The sequence below is a fragment of the Paenibacillus riograndensis SBR5 genome (assembly GCF_000981585.1).
In the GTDB taxonomy this organism is placed as follows: domain Bacteria; phylum Bacillota; class Bacilli; order Paenibacillales; family Paenibacillaceae; genus Paenibacillus_AQ; species Paenibacillus_AQ riograndensis.
In genome coordinates, this window is the sequence record NZ_LN831776.1 from 2,613,692 (window position 1) to 2,634,092 (window position 20,401).

The following is a 20,401-nucleotide window of genomic DNA, read 5'->3' on the forward strand; positions in this document are numbered from 1 at the left end:
GCTGCGGAGCGCAGCTTAGCAAAACAGGAACAGCCCGCTTAACAGCCGGCTGCTATAATGAAAACACCGATCGGGAAAGGCTGGGTGGCTGCTTGAATTACAGCAAGGATATCGAGAGATGTGTTGAATATATCGAGGTGAATATTAAAAGAAATCTGACTGCTGAGGAGATTGCGGCGGAGGCCGGGTATTCGCTGTATCACTTCAGCCGGGTGTTCAGCTTGTGCAAGGGGATGTCCGTGATGGAGTATGTGCGCAGCCGGAAACTGTCCCTGGCCGCAGTCGAACTGTTCAGCGGCAAGCGTATTATTGATATCGCGCTGGATTATGGCTTTGAAACGCAGAGCGGGTTCACGAAGGCGTTCCGTAAGGCTTTTGGCTACAGTCCCTCGCAGTACGCGGCGCGGATGGAAGGCTTTTTACAGATGGGCTCTAAAATAGATATTGGAGGTTATATGATGAATCCAGTGATTGTACAGAAACCTGCATTCAAGGTTGCAGGCTACGGCATAGAAACAAATGTAGCGGAAGGAAATTATACGAAGGATATTGCATCGTTCTGGAGCCACTATGAAGGAGAAAATCTGGAATCCAAAATGTACGATATTCTAAATCCGCCCAAACACGGCGAAGTTGGTTTATGTGTTCCGGCTTTTGACAGCGGAAATGCTGTTTATCTGCTTGGGGTCATTGTGGAGGACTTCAGCCGGGTCACCGATGAGATGATCACCGTGGATGTGCCAGAAGCGGAGTATGCCGTGTTCACCACACCGCCAGTGGATACCTCCGAAGGGAAGGATCAGGAAGAGTTCGTGCAGACCATCAAGAGCACCTGGAAGTATATTTTTGAAGAGTGGTTTCCGGGCAGCGGATATGTGTACGATGAAGGCAAGCTCAACTTTGAGTTTTATGACGAGCGCTGTCATTCCCGGGTGGATACGGTGATGGAGATTTATGTTCCGGTGAAGAAGCGGGCGGGAAAATAGGAACTTTGGAGCTGCGGTTTCCTATAGCCGTCAAGCTTAATCCTGTTCATCCTAAAACGCCAAAAGGTAAGCCCCGCTGAAGGGAGCTTACCTTTTGGCTTTCTTTTTATAGCCTACAGCTGAATCGCCACGTAGCTTCCTAATTCGATCATACCTGCATTGGCCAGCTTGCTTGCATCGTATTGCTTAATGACCTCGGCGGTTTTCTGCGTGAGCTCCGCACTGTCGGTATCGGCCAGGACGCGCAGCACAATCAGGGTCTTTCCTTGCTTCAGCTGCTCCGCCAGCTTGGTTTTGTAGGCTTCAAGCGAATCGGCCTCAAGGCCATGGGTCACGTAATAATCGTGGGCATTGCTGGTTGCCTGGAACAGGGACAGCTCATGGTCCAGCCAGGAGGAGTTGTCCATGACATAATCTACATTGGCGGCGGTGGCATCGTTGGAATTGTAGAGCAGATACGGAAGTCCGGAATTGGTCTCGTTATTGGTCGCATCGACATTGACCCATTCCCCGCCGATTTTGACTTTGTTCCAGGCGTGATTCACGCCGTCCATCGTTCCTGTGACCACCATCGAAGGGACCTGGACCAAGTCTGAGAGCAGCTGGAAGGTGTGAGCATAGCTCATACATACGCCAACCTTTTTGACCAGAATGCCGTAGGTACTGAAGGAATCGTTGAACTTGGCATCCACACTCTTGAACTGCTGCTGCTTGGCATTCTCCAATGCGGCATCGTCGTAGGTAGTATTGTCATTCAAATAATTGTAGATCGCCATCTGCTTCTCATCTGCGCTCATGCCGTCCTTGATGGCGGCTGCAATCACTTTGTCTGCCTCTGCGAGGATTTTCAGCTGTTTGGACAAGATGACCTCGGCAGGATCATCGAACTCTGTATGCAGAGTCAGGGTCTTATAATCGTAGCTATAGCCGCGGAATCCAAGAATGAGCGGGTTCTGGTAGATTACTTTTTCCACTTCATCCACCAGGGTGCGTGCATTTTGGGCCTCCGGGAAGGCCTGCAGTGAAATTTCGGTCTTCCCGCTTATCAGATTCAAGGCGAGATACTCTTCCAGAGCAGAGTCTGCATGAATCAGGTCTGCCGGTATCGTTGGCGCAGGTACGGCCTGCTTGTTCCCTTCGTCTACCTTGCTGCGGGTATTTTCTTTTTGCTGGTCAATGACATTATCACCGGATTCGCCGGCATTCCCGTTATTGTCAATGATGGTCGGCACATCGGGTGCAGGAACATAATCCGTGTTATTCTGCGGCTCCACATACCCTTGATTGGCCCCTTTGCTCTGGGCGGCCGCCAGACTCGCAATATCCGCATCCGTCAACTTCTCAACCTGGACGTACCCCTTTAGCGCTGTGCCTTGAATGGAGAACTGGACATCGGTTGGACCGGACTGCTGAATGGTGATGGAATCGGTGTCGTAAATAACAGTTCCCGGGGCTTTGGAGCCGTCAATATACTGGACCGGGACTGTCTTGGGCAGTTCCCCGGCGCTCTTGAACAATTTCAGGTTGAGATTATCCTCGGAAGCTACGGTACGCGGCAGTTGTTTGGACAGCGCAACAGTATCCACTGAGGCACTGAACTTGGACTCTTTGTCCCCCTGAACGGCGGTTACGTAATATTCACCTTGAACATTGTTGTTCTGGAGGCTCGTGATTGTCTCATCCACAATACCAAGCGCGCCGCGCCCGTCTTTCATGAAATCGTTATAAGAAGTGCCGGGAACCGTCGCGATAAGCAGCGGACGCTGATCCGCATATCCCTGCTCCGCACCGCTCAGCGCCTCATTGGTATTCTCCATTGTAATATGCGAAGCATTGTAAATATTGTAGCTCTCTGCTCCCGGCACCTCGCTCCAGACCAGTGCCAGTCTGCCGTCAGGGCTGATGTCGGCCTGCAGATTCGGCACGGGCAGATCCGATTTCACCGTAAACGGAATGATAATCGGCTGCTTCAGCGGAGTAGGTGTTGCCGCATCCAGGTCATAGTTGAGCCGGATGTAGTATACGGGGGCGTTCCCCCAGGAGCTGCTGCCGGCTTCGCGCAGGGAATCGGAAGCGAGTACACCAAAGCCAAGCGGCTTGATGGAGTATACGCTTTTGCCATCTACAAGCTGTGAATCTTCAAGGGTCCCCACCTTGCTCTCCGGCAGTGCCTTGATATCGGTATGTACGGACAGCGTATGTCCAATAGCTTCTGATCCGAGATCCGTATTGAACCTGAATATAAATTCCATATCCTGATCAACGTTGTACATTGGCATAATGCCCGGATTATTGTCGGTATCGTACTTCTGCTTCAGATCGTACACCGTCTGCGAAGCTTCCGGTGGAGGGTTCCCTGAAGGTTGCTTTGTCTCTGCAGCCGCACTGGCTTGCGGGGCGGGTGACGGCTCTGGGCCGGCTTCGCTGCTGCCTCCCATGCAGCCCGTTAAAACTACACACATGATGAGCATAACCATTACTAATTGTTTCACTTTCACTAATGTCCTCTCCCGTCTGGTTTGTCTGGATGAGCGTAATTTATGGATTGATCCATAATTACCCATTATAAATAACAGAAGATATATAACCCATTCCGATACTATTAAAACAAAAATGGGATAATTTATATTTAAGCTGCTGAGTAAATTTAATTTAAATACCCCCTGCCGGGTAGCAGGGGGCCAGGAGGGCGGGATGAGGTAACTGTATAGATTGAACTTGAAAAATTAAGAAAAAGGGAAAAAGTGGCGGAGGAGAAGTTTGGAACTGTAGGAGCGGTAGCGTCCGCCTGAAAGCTTTCCGTAGGAAAGCTCGCTATCTTCAGCATAATCAGTCTGCGGATTTCCACCGCGAACAGCGGTATACATTCAAGAAATCTGCAGACAACAGCGGCCGGAAGTCCAAACATTCTCTGGAGTCACGACCAAGCCCAAAACCGGAAAATCTCGAGTTCAGTTTATATAGGGAATAGCCCGGCGGGCAGCGAAGAGAAGACTACATAAACCGCCGCTGTACCTTTTTGCCGTCATAGGTAAAAAGGGCTTTTTTGTCTTCCACCACGGTTTGCAGATGGACAGTGCGGCCCCACAGCGCATAGATGTGCGGCAGGGTGCGCTCCAGATATTTCAGATCCAGCTCGATGCTCTCGTAGCGGTGGACGATCAGCAGCTCGCCGTTGCGCTCGTAGTCTGCATCCTGGACGACCAGGTAGGGCGAGCCGCCGTTGACCCGGGCCAGCACCAGCTGGTCGCGTACATTTTCCCAGGCCTTGTCGGTGATTTTCCACTCCGGGCCTTTCTTCTCGAAAACGTAGAGATCCAGGTCATTGACCAGCTGCTTCGACAGATAGCTGCGGATGAAAGAGATGTCCGAGTCCAGCTCGCGGACCTCGAACATTTTATCGCGGTCCCAGCGGCGCTCGATGTCCTCGAAAATCTTCAGCCCCAGGTAGTAAGGGTTGAGGCTCTGCCGGGAGGGCTGAACGACCGAGGAATTGAGCTTGGCGTATTCCACCGTCTCCTCAGGTGTCAGATCTAGCTCGCGCATAATCCGTTGGTGCCAATACGAAGCCCAGCCTTCGTTCATGATCTTCGTCTCCATCTGCGGCCAGAAATAGAGCATTTCGTCACGCAGCATGGTCATGATATCGCGCTGCCAATCCTCCAGCGCCGTCGAATACTGCTGGATGAACCAGACCATATCTTTCTCCGGCTCGGGCGGGAACTTGCGTTTTCCGGCCGTTTCCGGTTCCGGGCCGGCAGTCTTGCTGTTCTCCAGATCCCAGAGTTCCTCGTAGGGATTGGCCGGGCTGCTGCCCCCGGGAGGAGCGTCCTTGCGCTCCTTCATTTTGGCTTCGAGCAGGTGGGTCTTGCCCAGCTTGCGGGGCTGGATCAGGCTGGGGTCGATATGCTCCTGAACCGCCAGCACGGAATCGATGAAGCTCTCCACGGTATCTATACCGTAAGTCACTGAATAATCGGCGATCCGGTCCGCCGTGGCCGACATACTCTCGACCATGTCGCGGTTGGACATGGAGAAGCGCATATTGTTTTTGAAGAAATCGCAGTGGGCGAGGACATGTGCGACAATCAGCTTGTTCTGGACCAGTGAGTTGCCGTCCAGCAGGAAGGCGTAGCAGGGGTTGGAGTTAATGACAAGCTCATAGATTTTGCTGAGTCCAAAATCATATTGCGACTTCATCCTGTGAAAATTTTTGCCGAAGCTCCAGTGCCCGAACCGGGTAGGCATTCCGTAAGCACCGAACGTATAAATGATGTCAGCGGGGCATATCTCATAACGCATCGGGTAAAAATCCAGCCCAAACCCGGAAGCAATCTCCGTAATTTCGGCAATCGCCCGTTCCAGCGCCTGAATCTCATCTCCGGGCATGAATCCATCTCTCCCTCCAGCTTGGGCTTATGCTGCAACCTATTCTGACAAGGCCGCCAAGGTGCTGCGGCCGCATCCGGAATTGTTCTTCTAATGTATATGGGAGGAGGGAGGGGAGTATGATGGGGGAGTGAGAATGTAAACAGGCAGGCGTAAATCTGATGTTCCAGAAATACGTCTGCCTAAGCGGTAACTGTATTTTGTACAATTAAATGGACGGAATATCAGCACAATCCTAAGATAACTGTACTTCGTACACTTATATTTTGCCCATTTGAGCAAAACAACACAAGTCGCCTTCTATAACTGTACAAAATACAATTAAAGCTAAAAACAGGCGTTTAGACTGCATTTTAGCTGCACAGAATACAGTTAGCTATCCTGAGGCCTCAGACAGAAGTCTCCAGCGCCAAGAACTAGCGTCCGCTATCTTCATTGATTTTGCAAACCAGCTATCGTCGTCTCCACCTCAATACACAAACCTTCGCTGCGCCCAGTAGCTGAACAGGAAGATTGAAGCCTCGGTCAGCAGCTTGGCGGCGGCGAGCGGGATGATCAGTTTTTCGTTGTAGAAATAGAGCAGTCCGTAATTGAACAGCAGCACGAGGAGCACCAGCGCAAAGTATTTGGGCAGCGACTGTTGCAGCTTGGACATCTTGCCGCCGGTGAACACGTATCTGCGGTTCATGGAATAGTTGAAGATGGAGCTGCATAATCTTGCGGCGGCAACCGACAGGAACAGGTTATGGGTGAGACGCTGGAACAGGAACAACAGGGTGAAGTCGAGCAGGGCCGATACCAGCGATGAAGTGCTGAACATTAGAAGCGGCAGATAGATCCGGAAGGAATCTGCCAGAGGCCGGAAATGAGATGATTGATTATCCTCCAGATAGACGGTATCAATGAACTCTTCGGTAACTGTATAGCCCTCCCGATGGGCGGTGAGCAGCATATTCATTTCGTATTCGAAGCGTTCGCCGGGAATTTGGCACAACCAGTCCAGCATCTGGGGGGAGAAGCCCCGCAGACCGGTCTGGGTATCATAAATTTTGGTGCCTGTAGTCAGGGAAAAGACAACGCGTGTCACAGAGTTGCCGAAGCGGCTGCGGAGGGGGACGGTCCCGCTGAAGCGGCGGCTGCCCAGGACGATTCCGGGAGTGGTCTGGTTCTGGAGGACCCCGGCAATCCGCTTAATGTCATGGGGCAGATGCTGGCCGTCACTATCCGCACAGACCACATAGCCTGGCAGCCCGGCCTCCCGGATATACCGTAACCCTGTTTTGAGGGCGAGCCCTTTTCCGAAATTGACCGGATGGGTCAGAACCGTGCAGCCGAATGCTGCTGCAATGTTGAAGATTCCCTGGTAAGCCGGGCCGCTGCCGTCATCTACAAGGACAATCGGTCCAAGCTGATAATCGCAGAGCTGTTCAATTAAATCCAGCAGCCGTTCATCGGGCTCATAAGCCGGGATCAATATAGTCATGATGTTGCCCCCTCTTTGATATACAGAATGTCGCTGACGCCGCGTTCCTGGTTCTTGCCCTGCGGATTATTCACGACCCGTCCCATGAAGTACATGGTGGATGAGCCGCCGCCGTCCAGATTGTAGGCCTCGGTGGCTCCGAGATCCGACATGACATTTGCCAGCTCGGTCAGGGTCATTCCCCGGCTATACCCTTCACTGCGCCCGTCTACTACGACGAATACATAATGGTTCGGGGCAATCATGCCCACCGCAGTCCGGGGATTCGCATTCTGGATGGAGCGGTTGCCGAAATTGGTGTCAATTTTGACATTGCTGAAATCACTGGCGATCTTGCCGTCCTGAATCAGAATCGGCCCGAAGGACAGCGTGTTGGCGGCTCCCTGCGCCAGCAGGTCGGACGAAGAAACTTCTTCCTCGCTGTAGGTCTGCATCGTCCCGTCCTTGAACAGCGCCATCGCATCCCGCACCGGGTCATCCCGGTAGAGGGTGCCATTGCGGATAATCACCCCGTCGTTACGGAAGCCATAGTAATCGCCGTTGATGGCAAAAATCGCATTGTTGCTGGAGGCTATCTCCGAGGTATCTTCCGTGATATTCGTTCCAAAGCTGTTGTCGGCAAAAGCAGCCCGCAGGCTGCTTGTATCCTTAAGGACCACGTCTGCGACAAAATACGTGATCTGGTCCGGGCCGGACCCGGTCTGCACCTGATCGATCCGGATCTGGATATCGTCGCTGGAATAATTCCAGTCGTCGGCTGCGGCATTGACTTCGGCGGCTGTCGCAGCTGCATTTTCTGAACTGCCGGCTGCGGCTGCGTCATCCGCTACGGCGACTTCGACATGCTCAATCAGGTAACGGTCTGCGAGACTATATATCACTGTACCGAGACCCAGGAGGACCACGATCATCACGACCAGCAGTTTGCGTTTGAAGCTCCAGGCTTGTCTTGTCCGCAAGTTTTTCATTAGAGGATCACCTCATCAAGTAAGTTGTTAAAATGATCATACCTGGCCTACCTTTAATGAAACTGAAATAGAAATGGACCGGATGATTTGGATTGATGGTATACTTTAACCAGCGTATTTTGAATTACAGGGAGGTTCGGACATGCCACAGCGTGTGTTATTGATAGAGGACGATGAGGCCATCAGTGAAATGGTGCGCTCGTATTTGGTAAAAGAGGGATATGAGGTGGAGACGGCATTCGACGGGGATGCGGCGGAAAGGCTTTTTCACCACGGCGGGGCTTATGATCTGGTTCTGCTGGATCTCATGCTGCCCAAACGGAGCGGCAGCGATGTGCTTCAGACGATTCGCCGGGACAGCCTGGTGCCTGTGCTGATTATGTCCGCGAAGGACAGTGATGTGGACAAGGCGCTGGGCCTCGGCTTTGGCGCGGATGATTATATTACGAAGCCGTTCTCGATGATCGAGCTGGCCGCGCGGGTGAAGGCGGCAATCCGCCGGGCCGGGTATGCTGCCGTGGGAAGTTCCGGCCAGGAAGCGGCTCCGGCGCAGGAGAAGGCTAATATTATTTCACTGCGCGGACTTACTGTGGATCTCGATAATTTCTCGGTGCTGAAGAACGGCGAGGAGGTCAAGCTGACCGCCAAAGAGTTCCAGATTCTGGGGATGTTTGCAAGCAGTCCCGGACGGGTGTATACCAAAGCGCAGATTTACAAGAGTGTCTGGGAAGATGATTATTACGGGGATGAGAATGTCATTAACGTACATATGCGCAGATTGCGTGAAAAAATTGAAGATGACCCGTCGAAGCCGGAGTACATCAAAACATTATGGGGCATTGGCTACAAGCTGGGGGATGTGCTGGAATGATTGCTTTTTGGAGTGTGGCGGTGCTGCTGCTTCTGCTCGTGATCCTATGGCAATACCTGCGTCTGCGGGAGCATTCCCGCCGGCTCGAATATATCCATACCAAGCTTACGGACATTATGGACCGGGACTCGCATGAAAGGCTGCTTTTGTTCAACAGTGATCCTCATCTGCAAAAGCTCCTTACCGACCTGAACCGGCTGCTGGACGTCAACCACAGGGGGGCAGTAGAGCTTGCCAAGCTGGAAAAGTCCATGCGCAGCATGCTGGCGAACATCTCTCATGATCTGAAAACCCCGCTGACGGTGGTACTTGGTTATATTGAAACGGTTCTTCAGGATCAGACGATGCCTATGGAAGAGCAGGAGAAGATTCTGCGGATGATTCATGCCAAGGCAGAAGAAGTGATCCGGCTGATGAACAGTTTTTTTGATCTGGCCAAGCTGGAGAGCGGGGACAAGGATATTCCCCTGTCACGGGTGGAGCTGGGGGAGGTCTGCCGGAGAAACATTCTCTCCTTCTACGAAATTCTCAATGCCAAGGGCAGTGAAGTGGACATTGAGCTCCCGGATGAGGCGCTGTATATTATGGGCAACGAAGAGGCACTGGACCGGGTGCTGTCGAATCTGCTCTCCAATGCAATCAAGTACGGGGATGCCGGCGGGGTGCTTGGGCTTAGGCTGTACAGCGACGGAGATCAGGTGTGCATAGAGGTGTGGGACCGGGGCAAGGGCATCACTGAAGGCGACCAGGACAAGGTTTTCGAGCGGCTCTATACGCTGGAGGATTCCCGCAACCGCGATTACCAGGGGAGCGGACTGGGGCTGACCATCACCAAACGGCTGACAGAACAGATGAACGGCAGCATTACCTTGCGCAGCAAACCTCATGTCAAAACAGCATTTACGCTTTCTTTTCGCAGGCAGACTTTCTGATGCTCTTATGGGTCCGGCGGCTTCCCGGGGTTTATGTCTGCAGCTTAAGAATTTTGTAAGGTTCAGGTAATAAAAAAGAAAATTCCGCTGTGTACAATAAGAACCAGGAAGACAAACGAAGAAGCCAAAGGGGATAACGGGAATGACAACCATATTGCGAACGTGGGATTTAACCAAGGAGTATCAAGGCAAAGAGGCTGTTAGCGGCGTGAATATGAGCGTCAAGCAAGGCGAAATTTACGGGTTCCTGGGACCGAACGGGGCGGGTAAAACCACTGTAATGAAAATGATCACCAATCTGGTGAAGCCGACGGCGGGGAATATCGAATTTTTTGGAGAGAGCATAACAGACCATTCCTATGAAATGCTGAAGCGCATGGGCTGTATTATTGAATATCCGGTGTTCTATGACAAGCTGACGGCGAGAGAAAATCTCCAGCTGCACGGGGAGTATATGGGGTACTACGATGCAAGGGCCATGGAAGAAGCACTGGAGCTGGTCAAGCTGAAGGGTGTGGACAAAAAGCCGGTCAAGCAGTTCTCCCTGGGGATGAAGCAGCGGCTGGGCATTGCCCGGGCGGTAATGACCAAACCGGAGCTGCTCATCCTGGATGAGCCGATCAACGGACTGGACCCCATGGGCATCAAGGAAATGCGTGAAGTGTTCCGCATGCTGAGCCGGGAATATGGAATGACGCTGCTGATCTCCAGCCACCTTCTGGGGGAGGTTGAACAGGTTGCCGACACCATCGGCGTGATCCGTGACGGAATTTTACTGGAGGAAGTGGCGATGGATATGATCCGCAGCCAGAACACGCAATACATCGAACTGATTACCGGAGAGAGCAGCAAAGCGGTGTATGTGCTGGAGCACAAGCTGGGCCTCACCAACTTCAAGGTGCTGGACCCCCGGACGATCCGCATTTACGATGCCGTGCAGCAGCTTGAACTGAATAAAGCACTGGTAGAAGCGGGCGTGGAGCTGGAAAGCCTGAGTAAAAAGAATCATTCGCTGGAAGATCATTTTGTGGAACTGATGGGGGGTGAAGGCATTGCTTAAGCTGATACAACTGGAAATCCGTAAGAACAAACTAACAGGTATGCTCAAAGGTGTGGCCATTGCCGTGTTAATGATTTTGGGCTTTATGCTGCTGCTTACTTACGTTGACGCTGAGGACGGCAGCGGCCGCGGGGAATTCAAGACTTATGCAGATATGTTCGAAGGCTTGTATGTTATAGTCAAGGTGACCTTTGTGGTGTTTGCTTCGGTTGTGCTGAGCAAGCTGGTGATCGACGAGTATAAGAACAATACCATTACATTGCTCTTTATGTACCCGATCTCCCGTAAAAAACTCCTGGGTGCCAAAATTATCATCGTGTTCCTCTTTACACTGCTCAGCGTTTTTATATCAGATATTCTGATTAGCGCCCTCCTGATTGGAATTAACTCTTTCACTCATGTGATTCCTGAACAGCTGGATTGGGCTGGTATTCCTGGAGAGCTGCTCCGGATGGGGATGGATGCGATATTTGCGGCAGGGATTGGACTCATTCCTTTATACATCGGAATGCGTAAAAAATCCGTACCCGCTACCATAGTTACTGCGGTGCTGTTTGTCAGCGTGAGTTCCTCCGATTTTGGCGGCTTCCGGATGAGCAATCTGGTAGGGATCTCCATCTTCCTCAGCCTGGTTGGCGTAGCCATCGCTTATCTGTCGATCCGGAATATCGAACAGAAGGATATTGCCTGAATGTAATTCGATTCCCCCTGCGGGTGTTTTCATTTCGAGAGTTCCTCCGTTGCGGTGCAAGGGTTGTTCTGTACGTCCCTGCTCATCCGTGGAGGGACTTTTTTTGCTGTAAAACCGCTTGACATCAATGTTTTTATGGCGACCAACTGTAGTTTTTTTGCTATAATAGTGTATTATTCAGCAAATTCCGAGCGGGGTACAGATTGAAATTACATAGACAGTTAGACCGCAGTTTCTGAATAGATGAGAACACCGGATCGAAGCAGCAGAGGAGGTGGGCTATGCCTATAAAATGGTCTTCCATTCTGGACCGGGTGCTTTCCGGGGAAGGCGCCTATAAAGCATTATATGATCATCACCCCGACCTGATAATTGTGCTGGACAGGCAGGGGTACTATGTGGAGAGCAACCGTGCTTTTGAAGCGGTTGCTGGAGCAAAAGCAAAAGCGGAGGCAGAGCTTCATGAGCCATTGTCCTGTTCCCGGCCGCAGCCTCCCGGAGAGGAACATTTTGCCGCAGCGCTTGGAGGCATTGGCTCCAGGGTGGAGCTGCCGGTGGAAGAGGGCAGCGGAAGCAGCCCGGCGGCCATTACGTATGTGCCAATACAAGCTGAGGAAGGAATCGCAGGCGTATTTGCTATTATCCATTATGGCCAGAGCTGCGGTCTTCCGCTTGAGGTTGAAAAGTGGCTCGGCAGTCTTATCACCCGGGAGGAGCCTCCCCCGGAATGGACAGATGACCGGGCACCGGGACATGAAGAGATGCTTGCTGCAATCGGGGCAGCAGCGGAACAGCAGCAGGCGGAGCTGGTGCCGGGGATGTCTGAAGACAAGCATCTCGGCCTGATACTGAACTCTGTTGCGGCGGGGATTTTTGGACTGGATACACAGGGAAGAATATTTTTTATCAATCGTGAAGGGGCAGATATGCTGGGATATGCTCCCGCTGAACTGATTGGCCGGACTTTTGCCGGGCAGGTTCATCATATCCATGGAGACGGGTCAAGGTACCAGAAGATTGAATCCCCGATCGCGCAGACCCTCCAGGACGGCCGTACCCGCAGCAAAGGGGACGAAATCTTCTGGCGGAAAGACGGCACCAGCTTTTTTGTCAGCTGCCGGATTGCCCCGCTTATGCATAAAGGCATGATATGCGGGGTGGTGGGTTCCTTCAGCGATATTACAAATGAACGGGAGATTCTCCGGGCCAAGGAAACAGCAGAGCAGGCCGCTCAAGCTAAAGCGGATTTTCTGGCGATGATGAGCCATGAGATCCGCACTCCAATGAACGGAATGATCGGGATGGCCGATCTGCTGCTGGAAACGGAGCTTGAGGAAGAACAGCGCACCTATGCCGAGATTCTGCGCAGCAGCAGCCACAGCCTGCTCAAAATTCTGAATGACATCCTCGATTTCAGCAAAATGGAAGCCGGGAAAATGCCGCTGCTGTCGGAGAAATTTGATCTGCGCGAGATGATGGAGAGCGTCATCGATTTATTTACTCCCAAAGCGGAAGAGAAAAAGCTGGCGCTGCGGTGGTGGGCGGATACCAGTGTGCCGTCCATGGTTACTACCGACCCCAGCCGCTTGCGGCAGATTATTGTCAATCTTGTTGGCAATGCGCTGAAATTCACCGAACGGGGCAGCGTTACCCTGTCCGTGAAGAATATTCAGCTCCCGGCTTCGCCGGAGTATCTGCTGGAATTTTCAGTGCGGGATACAGGGGTGGGCATTGCCGACAGCAAGCTGAATCTGCTGTTCCAATCCTTCTCCCAGCTGCATCCCTTCATCAACCGCAAATACGGCGGCACGGGGCTTGGACTGGCCATTTGCAAGCAGCTGGTGGAGCTGATGGGCGGAACGATTTTTGTAGAGAGCGAAGAAGGCCGGGGCTCCACCTTCCGCTTCATGCTTCCCTTCATCAAGGAGGAGATGGAGGCGGATATCACTCCTTAAGGCTGTTCTGGTGTGACCGGGCTGCCGGACAGCCGGAGGCTGGAGGCCTCAGCGGACCTTTCCCGCGGGACCTGCTGCAGAAAACAGTACATATTCATATTGCCCCATAATCCAAAGCAGCAGGCCTCCAGTGACGGAGACCTGCTGCTTTTTGTGTGCAGACTTTTTGTGTGCAGACTTTTTGTGTGGAGACTTTTGTGCGGCAGACTGTTTGTGTGCAGAATCTCCCACCGTTGGTCAGAGCTCGCAATCGCTAAGTGGAAAAAGTAAACTTAATCCAGCAAAATATGCAGAAAACCGTGAGTTAGGTGGAAAAAGTAAACTTAATTCATTCAGGAATGGAGCATTGGGGCTATAATTGGATATTTGTTAATATGTAAGTGGATACATTCCACCTAAATTCTAAAAAAGAACAAAATAGTGAAAATTAGGTGGAGAAAATCCACTTAGCTGCTAGACTAAGGAGATATGCATGCCCTATAAAGTAGTCTACCTGTAAGAATGGATGGTGTGCAGAACAGGCATCGTAACTCCTTTTGTTGCTCTAATTGCCGTCCGTACTCTATTACTGGCACCACTTGTGGTACGGGTAATCAGGATATGCAGTGACTTCTAATGCATATACATGAGACCGACGGTACCTGGACCACAGTGGCTTCCAATCACACAGCCGGCGTGAATGATGGCGATTTCGCCGGAACCCGTCTGCTCACGCAGTGCTTTCTCCAAATACTTGGCATCCTCTTCCGCGAGGGTGTGGGCAACAATGATAAGCTCTTTGTCGATAGTGCCGGCATGCTCCAGAGCGTGGTGCAGCATCTGCTCGATCGCCTTTTCCTTTTTGCCGCGAATCTTGCTGACCGGCACGATGGCGCCGTCAATCAAACGCAACACAGGCCGGATCTTCAGCAGGCTGCCGATAAAATTCTGCATGCCGGAGCAGCGTCCGCCCATGTACAGGTAGTCCAGCGTATCCACAACAAACTCCGTTTGCACCTGGCTGCGGCACTCTTTTACCATAGCGGCAATCTCCGGAGCACTTTGGCCTCTGGCGGCAGCACGGGCAGCCTTCATGACCAGGAGGGCAATCCCTCCGCACAGCGTCTCCGAATCTACGACATGCACCCGTCCTTCCGGGAACTCTACTGCCGCGAGCAGGGCATTCTGATATGTAGAGGATAAAGCAGAGGATAGACTGATATAGACGACGTCTCCTCCGCTGCGGATTACCGGCTCAAAGGCAGCCATGAAATCTGCGGGCGAAGGGGCTGCGGTCTTCGGCAGGGCACCTTGAGCGGCTACCCGGCGGTACACTTCCTCAGGTGTAATATCCACCCCGTCCCTGTAAGTAGCGTCTTCAAATACGACATACAGCGGAATGATGCCAATATCATACGTTTCCTTCCAGCCTTGCGGCAAATCGGAAGTGCTGTCTGAAAAGATTTTTACGATAGACATGAATTTCTCCTTCACCGGTTCTCGGATGACAATCTTCCATAATATGATCCATATAATCTGTAATTATACCAAGCCAGCGCGGATTCTCAAAATGAAATAATAGTTTTGCCGCTGAAGCCGCGAAAAAAGACCAGCCGTTTCGGACGGCTGATCTTGAAAATAAATGTAGGAGGGCTACTTCTTCTGCACCGGGATCCACACTTCACAGACATAATCCTCTGCACCCGTATCGCCTGGCGGGTACAGCTCAAACTCCGGTCCGCCCGTATGCTCATAGCCGGTCCCCGGGAACCACTCCTGAAAAATCCGCTGCCACACCTTCTGAATCGCATGGGGCATCGGGCCGGCTGAAGTGAATACGGCCCAGCTTGCAGCCGGAACCACTGCGGTCTCGTATCCCTGCGGGTCGGTTTCAGGTGTGCCTTCGACTCCGATCCAGTAGGACAGCAGCTCCTTCTCCATATCCATGCTCATACAGATGCCGAGCCAATCTTTGCCCTTACCGATTTCAATCAGCTCATCCGAAGTCCCGTCCGCATTGCATTCATTCCAAAACTCGGGGATTCTGCGGAGATTTTCTCCGTCCCGGGTAGTCACCTCCATGGATTTGCCGATCACAGTAAAAGCAGGTTTCTCTACGATTTTGTATTCCATTTCCTGATCTCCCTTCAATGATAGATGAAAGGTGAGGCGGGGGAATGCTTTGAGCTGCACCCCGGGCTCCCGCGCGGCGGAGGGGGTTAGCCCGTGCGCCTTACGGAACGCTTTGGCGAATGCCTCGGGGGACTCGTATCCGTATTTGAGCGCCACATCGAGCACCCTGATCTTTGAAATAGCCAGCTCCTGGGCTGCCAGGGTCAATCTCCGTTTGCGGATATAGTCTGCCACCGTAACTCCGGTCAGCATGGCGAACATCCGCTGGAAGTGAAACGGAGAGACATGGGCTACCTTGGCAACGTCCTCAATGCGCAGCGGCTCTGTCATCCTGCTCTCCATGAAATCCAGTGCATCTTTCATACGAATCAGCCATTCCAAGTCTGCCATCTCCCTTTGAACCCATCCTATCATGCCTGCTCCCGGGTGGTCCTGTTATTCTCTGCTCGTTGCAGACAGGTTAGTTCAGACCCCATCCGCGCATCCAGCAGAGCATGTTCCTTTTAGTATAGCCCAGGAGTGGAGAAGGAGTCAGCCCCCCAGCCGGCAGACTCTGGCTTCATAAGGACGCAGGGTTTCCCGGTCCATGGCCGGCTGCTCCTCAGGATAGTTGCTGATGATCGTTTCAGTCACAGCGTTCAGTTCCTCCAGGAGATCTACAGTCTGCGGGGTGTCACAGAAATTCAACAAGATCAGCCACCGTTCCCCTTCCAGCGTCCGGGTATAGGCATAAATGTATTCATGCTCCGGCAGCAGCAGCTCATAATCGCCATATACCATAACAGGATGGTTTTTGCGCAGACGGATCAGCTTCTGATAATAATAAAATACCGAATCCGGGTCAGCCAGCGCCTGTTCCACATTGATCTCTTCATAGCGCGGATTGAGCTTGAGCCACGGGGTTCCTTCGGTAAATCCGGCATTGGGGGAGGAGTCCCACTGCATCGGTGTGCGGGCATTGTCCCGGCCTTTGATATGGATCGCCTTCAGGATGGCTTCATGATCACCGCCGCCCACCGTCACCTTTTCCTTGTACATATTATGGATTTCAATGTCCTTGTAATCTTCAAGCTGCGGGAACTGCACGTTCGTCATACCGATTTCCTCGCCTTGATAGATGTAGGGCGTGCCTTTCAGCGTGTGCAGCAGGGTAGCAAGCATTTTGGCCGAAATCACGCGGTATTCCCGGTCATTGCCGAATCTGGAGACCATCCGGGGCTGGTCATGGTTGTTCAGGTACAGGCTGTTCCAGCCGCGGTCCGCCAGACCTACCTGCCATTTATGCAGGATATCGCGCAGCTTGGTCAAGTTCCAGGGGGTGACATTCCATTTGCCGCCGGGGCCGGAGTCCACATCCATATGCTCGAATTGAAAGACCATCTGCAGCTCATTCCGGTCTTCGGCGGTATACAGGATGGCGTCTTCTACCGTAGCACCCGGCGTCTCGCCAACGGTCATTACATTATATTTGGAGAGAACCTTCCGGTTCATTTCCTGCAAATATTCGTGGACACGCGGGCCGTTCATATAATATTCTCCGCCGCCGGCCAGTTCGCCGGGAGCAAGGCCCTCATAATGGGCGGAAGGCAGGCCTTCCACCTTGGAAATCATATTGATGACGTCCATCCGCAGCCCGTCTACCCCTTTGTCCAGCCAAAAAGCCATCATCTTGTACAGCGCCTCACGCAGCTCCGGATTCTCCCAGTTGAGGTCCGGCTGCTTGCGTGAGAAGAGGTGCAGATAATATTCGCCTGTTTTTTCATCCAGTTCCCAGGCCGGCCCGCTGAAGATGGAGCTCCAATTGTTCGGCAATTCGCCATCCGGACCGCCGGGCCGCCAGATGTAATAATCCCGGTACGGATTATCCTTGGAGGAACGGGATTCCACGAACCAGGCGTGCTCATCCGAGGAATGGTTGATGACAAGGTCCATCATCAGCTTGATGCCGCGTGCATGCAGCCCGTCCAGCAGTTCCTCCCAGTCGTCAAGGGTGCCGAATTCATCCATAATATCCTCATAATCACTGATATCATAACCATTGTCGTCATTTGGAGATTTGTAGACCGGCGACAGCCAGACGACATCGACCCCCAGCTTGTGCAGATAATCGAGCCGGGAGATAATCCCCTGCAAATCCCCGATCCCGTCTCCGTTGCTGTCCTGGAAGCTGCGTGGATAGATCTGATAGACTACGGCTTCTTTCCAAAAGGTTCTGTTCATGCGAATTAGCTCCTTTGAATGGTATTGGAAGATAAAATGAGCCCTAAAATGAAACCAGCAATAGTGTCGGCTCCAGAGAAGATTTGGAGTTCCGGCCGCTGTTGTCTCCAGATTTCTTTTTTCATTATTCCGCTGGCAGCGGATGAAATCCGGAGACTGCCTATGCTTCCGAAGCGAGCTTTTCTACGAAAAGCTTTCAGGCGGACGCTTTCGCTCCTACACTTCCAAATTTCCCCTCCACCTTTCTTGCTGATTTAATTTTCCAGTTTAACTTATAGAAACAGCCCCGAAGAAACCTCCGGGGCAGCAGCAATTACACCGTAACGGATGAGCCTTCTGCAGTAACGCTGCTCAGCCCGTTCACCGTATAGTCCTTGCCGTAAATCGTGATGGACGCCGGAATATCCGTTTCATTGACCACTGTAACCTGCACATCGGTTACACTCACCTTCAGGCGGGAGCCGCGGAACATGATTTTGAACGAATAAGCTGTCCAGTGGCCCGGATTGGAAGGATTCAGGATCAGCCGGTCAGCCTGCACCCGCAGTCCGCCAAAGCCATGCACGATCGACATCCAGGTTCCGGCCATGCTGGTGGTATGGCAGCCGTCTTCCGTATCGTTGTTGTAATTGTCGAGATCCAGTCTCGATGTGCGCAGGTACATTTCATACGCCTTTTCCTTGTATCCCAGCTCACAGGCGAGAATTGCATGGATGCAAGGGGAGAGGGAGGATTCATGGACGGTAATCGGCTCATAAAAGTCGAAATTCCGCTTTTTGGTCTCCAGGTCATAACGGTCGCCGAGGAAATAGAGTCCCTGCAGCACATCGGCCTGTTTGATGAAGCAGGAGCGCAGAATGCGGTCCCAGGACCATTTTTGGTTCAGCGGAAGGTTCTCCGGCAGCACATCCTTGACCTGGATGATCTCCTTGTCGAGGAAGCCGTCCTGCTGCAGGAAGATGCCGAGTTCCTCATCGGCTGCATAGTACATTTTGGCGATAATGTCGTTCCACTTTGCGGTTTCATCCTCTGCCAGCTCCAGCTTGTCGACAAGCTCCGCATAACGGGCGGCTTCATTCTCCTGCAGATACGCCAGCGCTTCCAGGGTGTATTCCATCGTCCAGGACGCCATACGGTTCGTATACCAGTTGTTGTTGACGTTGTTCTCGTATTCGTTCGGGCCGGTGACGCCGAGCATTACATATTTGTCCTTGTGCGGCACGTAGTGCACGCGTTCCTCCCAGAAGCGGGAGATTTCCACCAGCACCTCCAGGCCGTATTGGCCAAGATAGGCTTGGTCTCCGGTGTAATTCACATAGTTATAGATTGCATAAGCAATGGCGCCGTTGCGGTGGATCTCTTCGAATGTAATCTCCCACTCGTTGTGGCACTCCTCGCCGTTCATCGTTACCATTGGATACAGCGCGCCTTTTTTGAAGCCGAGCTTGCGGGCGTTTTCCTTTGCCTTCTCCAGATGTTTGTAACGGTAGATCAGCAGGTTGCGGGCAATCGAAGAATCGGCAGTACTTAAGTAGAATGGCACACAATAAGCTTCAGTATCCCAATAGGTGCTGCCGCCGTATTTTTCCCCGGTGAAGCCCTTAGGTCCAATGTTCAGCCGGTCGTCTTCGCCGGTATAGGTCTGATTGAGCTGGAAAATATTGAACCGGATCGCCTGCTGCGCGGATACATCGCCTTCAATGATAATATCGCTTTCCTTCCACTTATCCTTCCAGGCCTCAGCCTGTTCGGTCAAAAGCGCCGCAAAACCGGCTTCCCGCGCGCTGTGCAATGCGGTTTCTGCTGCTTCAACCAGCTGGCCCAGCCCGTGATTGCGGGAGGTGACATTGGCAGCATACTTATAGATAACCACCTGATCGCCGGATTTTACCGGGAAGCTTACTCTGCTGGCTACATATTTCTCTTCCTCGAGGGTAACGGCTTCACGGGTCAGCTTTTCACCATTCAGGAGGATGTCGAAGAGATAGGCAGAGGTGACGTGAAAATCAAGTTTTTTGGTCTTCAGTGTCAGATGTCCGCCATCCGGCCCGCTTTTTTTCTCCACTTCATTCCAGAACTTCTCGTCGTAGTTGGCGTCTTTGTTCTTGATGTCGCCGTCCAGGTAAGGGGTAATGGTTAGCTCACCGGCAAAATTAACCGGGCTGACCGAGTACCGGATGGCGCCAATCTCACGGCGGGCCATGCTGACAATACGGAGGCTGTCGACCCGGACTTCCTTGCCGTCAGCCGTAACTGCGGTGAAGCTGCGGGACAATGTGCCTTCCTTCATGTTAAGCTCCCGGCGGAAGTCAGTGACGGTGCAGGCCGCCAGATCCAGCGGTGTGCCGTCAATATCAATGTTGATGCCGATCCAGTTCGTGCTGTTCAGCACCTTGGCAAAATACTCCGGATAGCCGTTTTTCCACCAGCCCACCCGTGTTTTGTCGGGGTAGTAGACGCCGGCCATATAGCTGCCCTGCAGGCTGTGCCCGCTGTACTGCTCTTCAAAGTTGGCGCGTCCGCCCATATACCCGTTGCCAATGCTAAAGACACTTTCGGAAATTTCCTGGGTCTGCGGATCAAAGGATTCTTCGATAATGGACCATTCGTCGATTTTTAAATATTGTTTCATAAGTACCGCTCCTTCTAAATAGGGGTTGATATAAATGGAACTATCCGTTCGACGTTGCAGGTTACGTGTTAAGCCGCTCAGCTATCACGTAACTCCAGTTCT

General features: G+C 52.3%; 14 protein-coding genes. 6 read left to right on the forward strand and 8 right to left on the reverse strand.

Annotation, left to right across the window (positions count from 1 at the left end; all coding sequences use genetic code 11):
* Positions 1-137 precede the first annotated feature (137 nt).
* Entirely contained in the window at positions 138-986 is an 849-nt protein-coding gene (locus tag PRIO_RS10550) for an AraC family transcriptional regulator (RefSeq protein ID WP_231869859.1), read from the forward strand.
* Positions 987-1,099: 113 nt separating this feature from the next.
* Here PRIO_RS10550 and PRIO_RS33840 read toward each other — a convergent pair whose 3' ends face one another.
* The 4 genes from PRIO_RS33840 to PRIO_RS10570 form a co-directional block, all read right to left on the reverse strand.
* A complete protein-coding gene (locus tag PRIO_RS33840) occupies positions 1,100-3,484 on the reverse strand; it encodes a transglutaminase domain-containing protein (RefSeq protein ID WP_020433720.1) in 2,385 nt (794 codons plus the stop codon).
* 496 nt (positions 3,485-3,980) lie between these two features.
* Entirely contained in the window at positions 3,981-5,375 is a 1,395-nt protein-coding gene (locus PRIO_RS10560; RefSeq protein ID WP_020433717.1) for a SpoVR family protein, read from the reverse strand.
* Between the two features lie 469 nt (positions 5,376-5,844).
* On the reverse strand, positions 5,845-6,858 hold the full coding sequence (locus PRIO_RS10565; protein WP_020433715.1) for a bifunctional glycosyltransferase family 2/GtrA family protein: 1,014 nt from the start codon (positions 6,856-6,858) through the stop codon (positions 5,845-5,847).
* Positions 6,855-7,826 carry a phosphodiester glycosidase family protein gene (locus tag PRIO_RS10570; protein WP_046502236.1) on the reverse strand — a complete coding sequence of 324 codons (972 nt, stop codon included), beginning with the start codon at positions 7,824-7,826 and terminating at the stop codon, positions 6,855-6,857. Before PRIO_RS10570 ends, PRIO_RS10565 begins: the two co-directional genes overlap by 4 nt.
* 142 nt (positions 7,827-7,968) lie before the next feature.
* Here PRIO_RS10570 and PRIO_RS10575 point away from each other — a divergent pair, with 142 nt between their 5' ends.
* The 5 genes from PRIO_RS10575 to PRIO_RS10595 all read left to right on the forward strand — a co-directional run bounded on the left by PRIO_RS10575 (position 7,969) and on the right by PRIO_RS10595 (position 13,335).
* Entirely contained in the window at positions 7,969-8,697 is a 729-nt protein-coding gene (locus tag PRIO_RS10575; RefSeq protein ID WP_020433711.1) for a response regulator transcription factor, read from the forward strand.
* On the forward strand, positions 8,694-9,629 hold the full coding sequence (locus tag PRIO_RS10580) for a sensor histidine kinase (protein WP_020433709.1): 936 nt from the start codon (positions 8,694-8,696) through the stop codon (positions 9,627-9,629). Before PRIO_RS10575 ends, PRIO_RS10580 begins: the two co-directional genes overlap by 4 nt.
* Positions 9,630-9,771: 142 nt before the next feature.
* A complete protein-coding gene (locus tag PRIO_RS10585) occupies positions 9,772-10,689 on the forward strand; it encodes an ABC transporter ATP-binding protein (RefSeq protein WP_046502240.1) in 918 nt (305 codons plus the stop codon).
* Positions 10,673-11,380 (forward strand): ABC transporter permease, encoded by a 708-nt coding sequence (locus PRIO_RS10590; protein ID WP_231869860.1) that lies wholly within the window; start codon positions 10,673-10,675, stop codon positions 11,378-11,380. Before PRIO_RS10585 ends, PRIO_RS10590 begins: the two co-directional genes overlap by 17 nt.
* A 281-nt stretch (positions 11,381-11,661) precedes the next feature.
* Positions 11,662-13,335, forward strand: a complete 1,674-nt coding sequence (locus tag PRIO_RS10595) for a PAS domain-containing hybrid sensor histidine kinase/response regulator (protein ID WP_052741440.1) — start codon at positions 11,662-11,664, stop codon at positions 13,333-13,335.
* Positions 13,336-13,947: 612 nt separating this feature from the next.
* On the opposite strand, the gene PRIO_RS10600 is transcribed toward PRIO_RS10595, so the two are convergent.
* From PRIO_RS10600 to PRIO_RS10615, 4 genes are all read right to left on the reverse strand, one after another.
* Entirely contained in the window at positions 13,948-14,793 is an 846-nt protein-coding gene (locus PRIO_RS10600) for a DegV family protein (protein WP_046502243.1), read from the reverse strand.
* A 174-nt stretch (positions 14,794-14,967) separates the two neighbouring features.
* Positions 14,968-15,828 carry an AraC family transcriptional regulator gene (locus tag PRIO_RS10605; RefSeq protein WP_197545416.1) on the reverse strand — a complete coding sequence of 287 codons (861 nt, stop codon included), beginning with the start codon at positions 15,826-15,828 and terminating at the stop codon, positions 14,968-14,970.
* Positions 15,829-15,978: 150 nt separating this feature from the next.
* On the reverse strand, positions 15,979-17,667 hold the full coding sequence (locus PRIO_RS10610) for a glycoside hydrolase family 13 protein (RefSeq protein WP_020428204.1): 1,689 nt from the start codon (positions 17,665-17,667) through the stop codon (positions 15,979-15,981).
* Between the two features lie 313 nt (positions 17,668-17,980).
* Positions 17,981-20,299, reverse strand: coding sequence for a glycoside hydrolase family 65 protein (locus PRIO_RS10615; RefSeq protein ID WP_020428205.1), 2,319 nt, complete (start codon positions 20,297-20,299; stop codon positions 17,981-17,983).
* Positions 20,300-20,401: the final 102 nt, after the last annotated feature.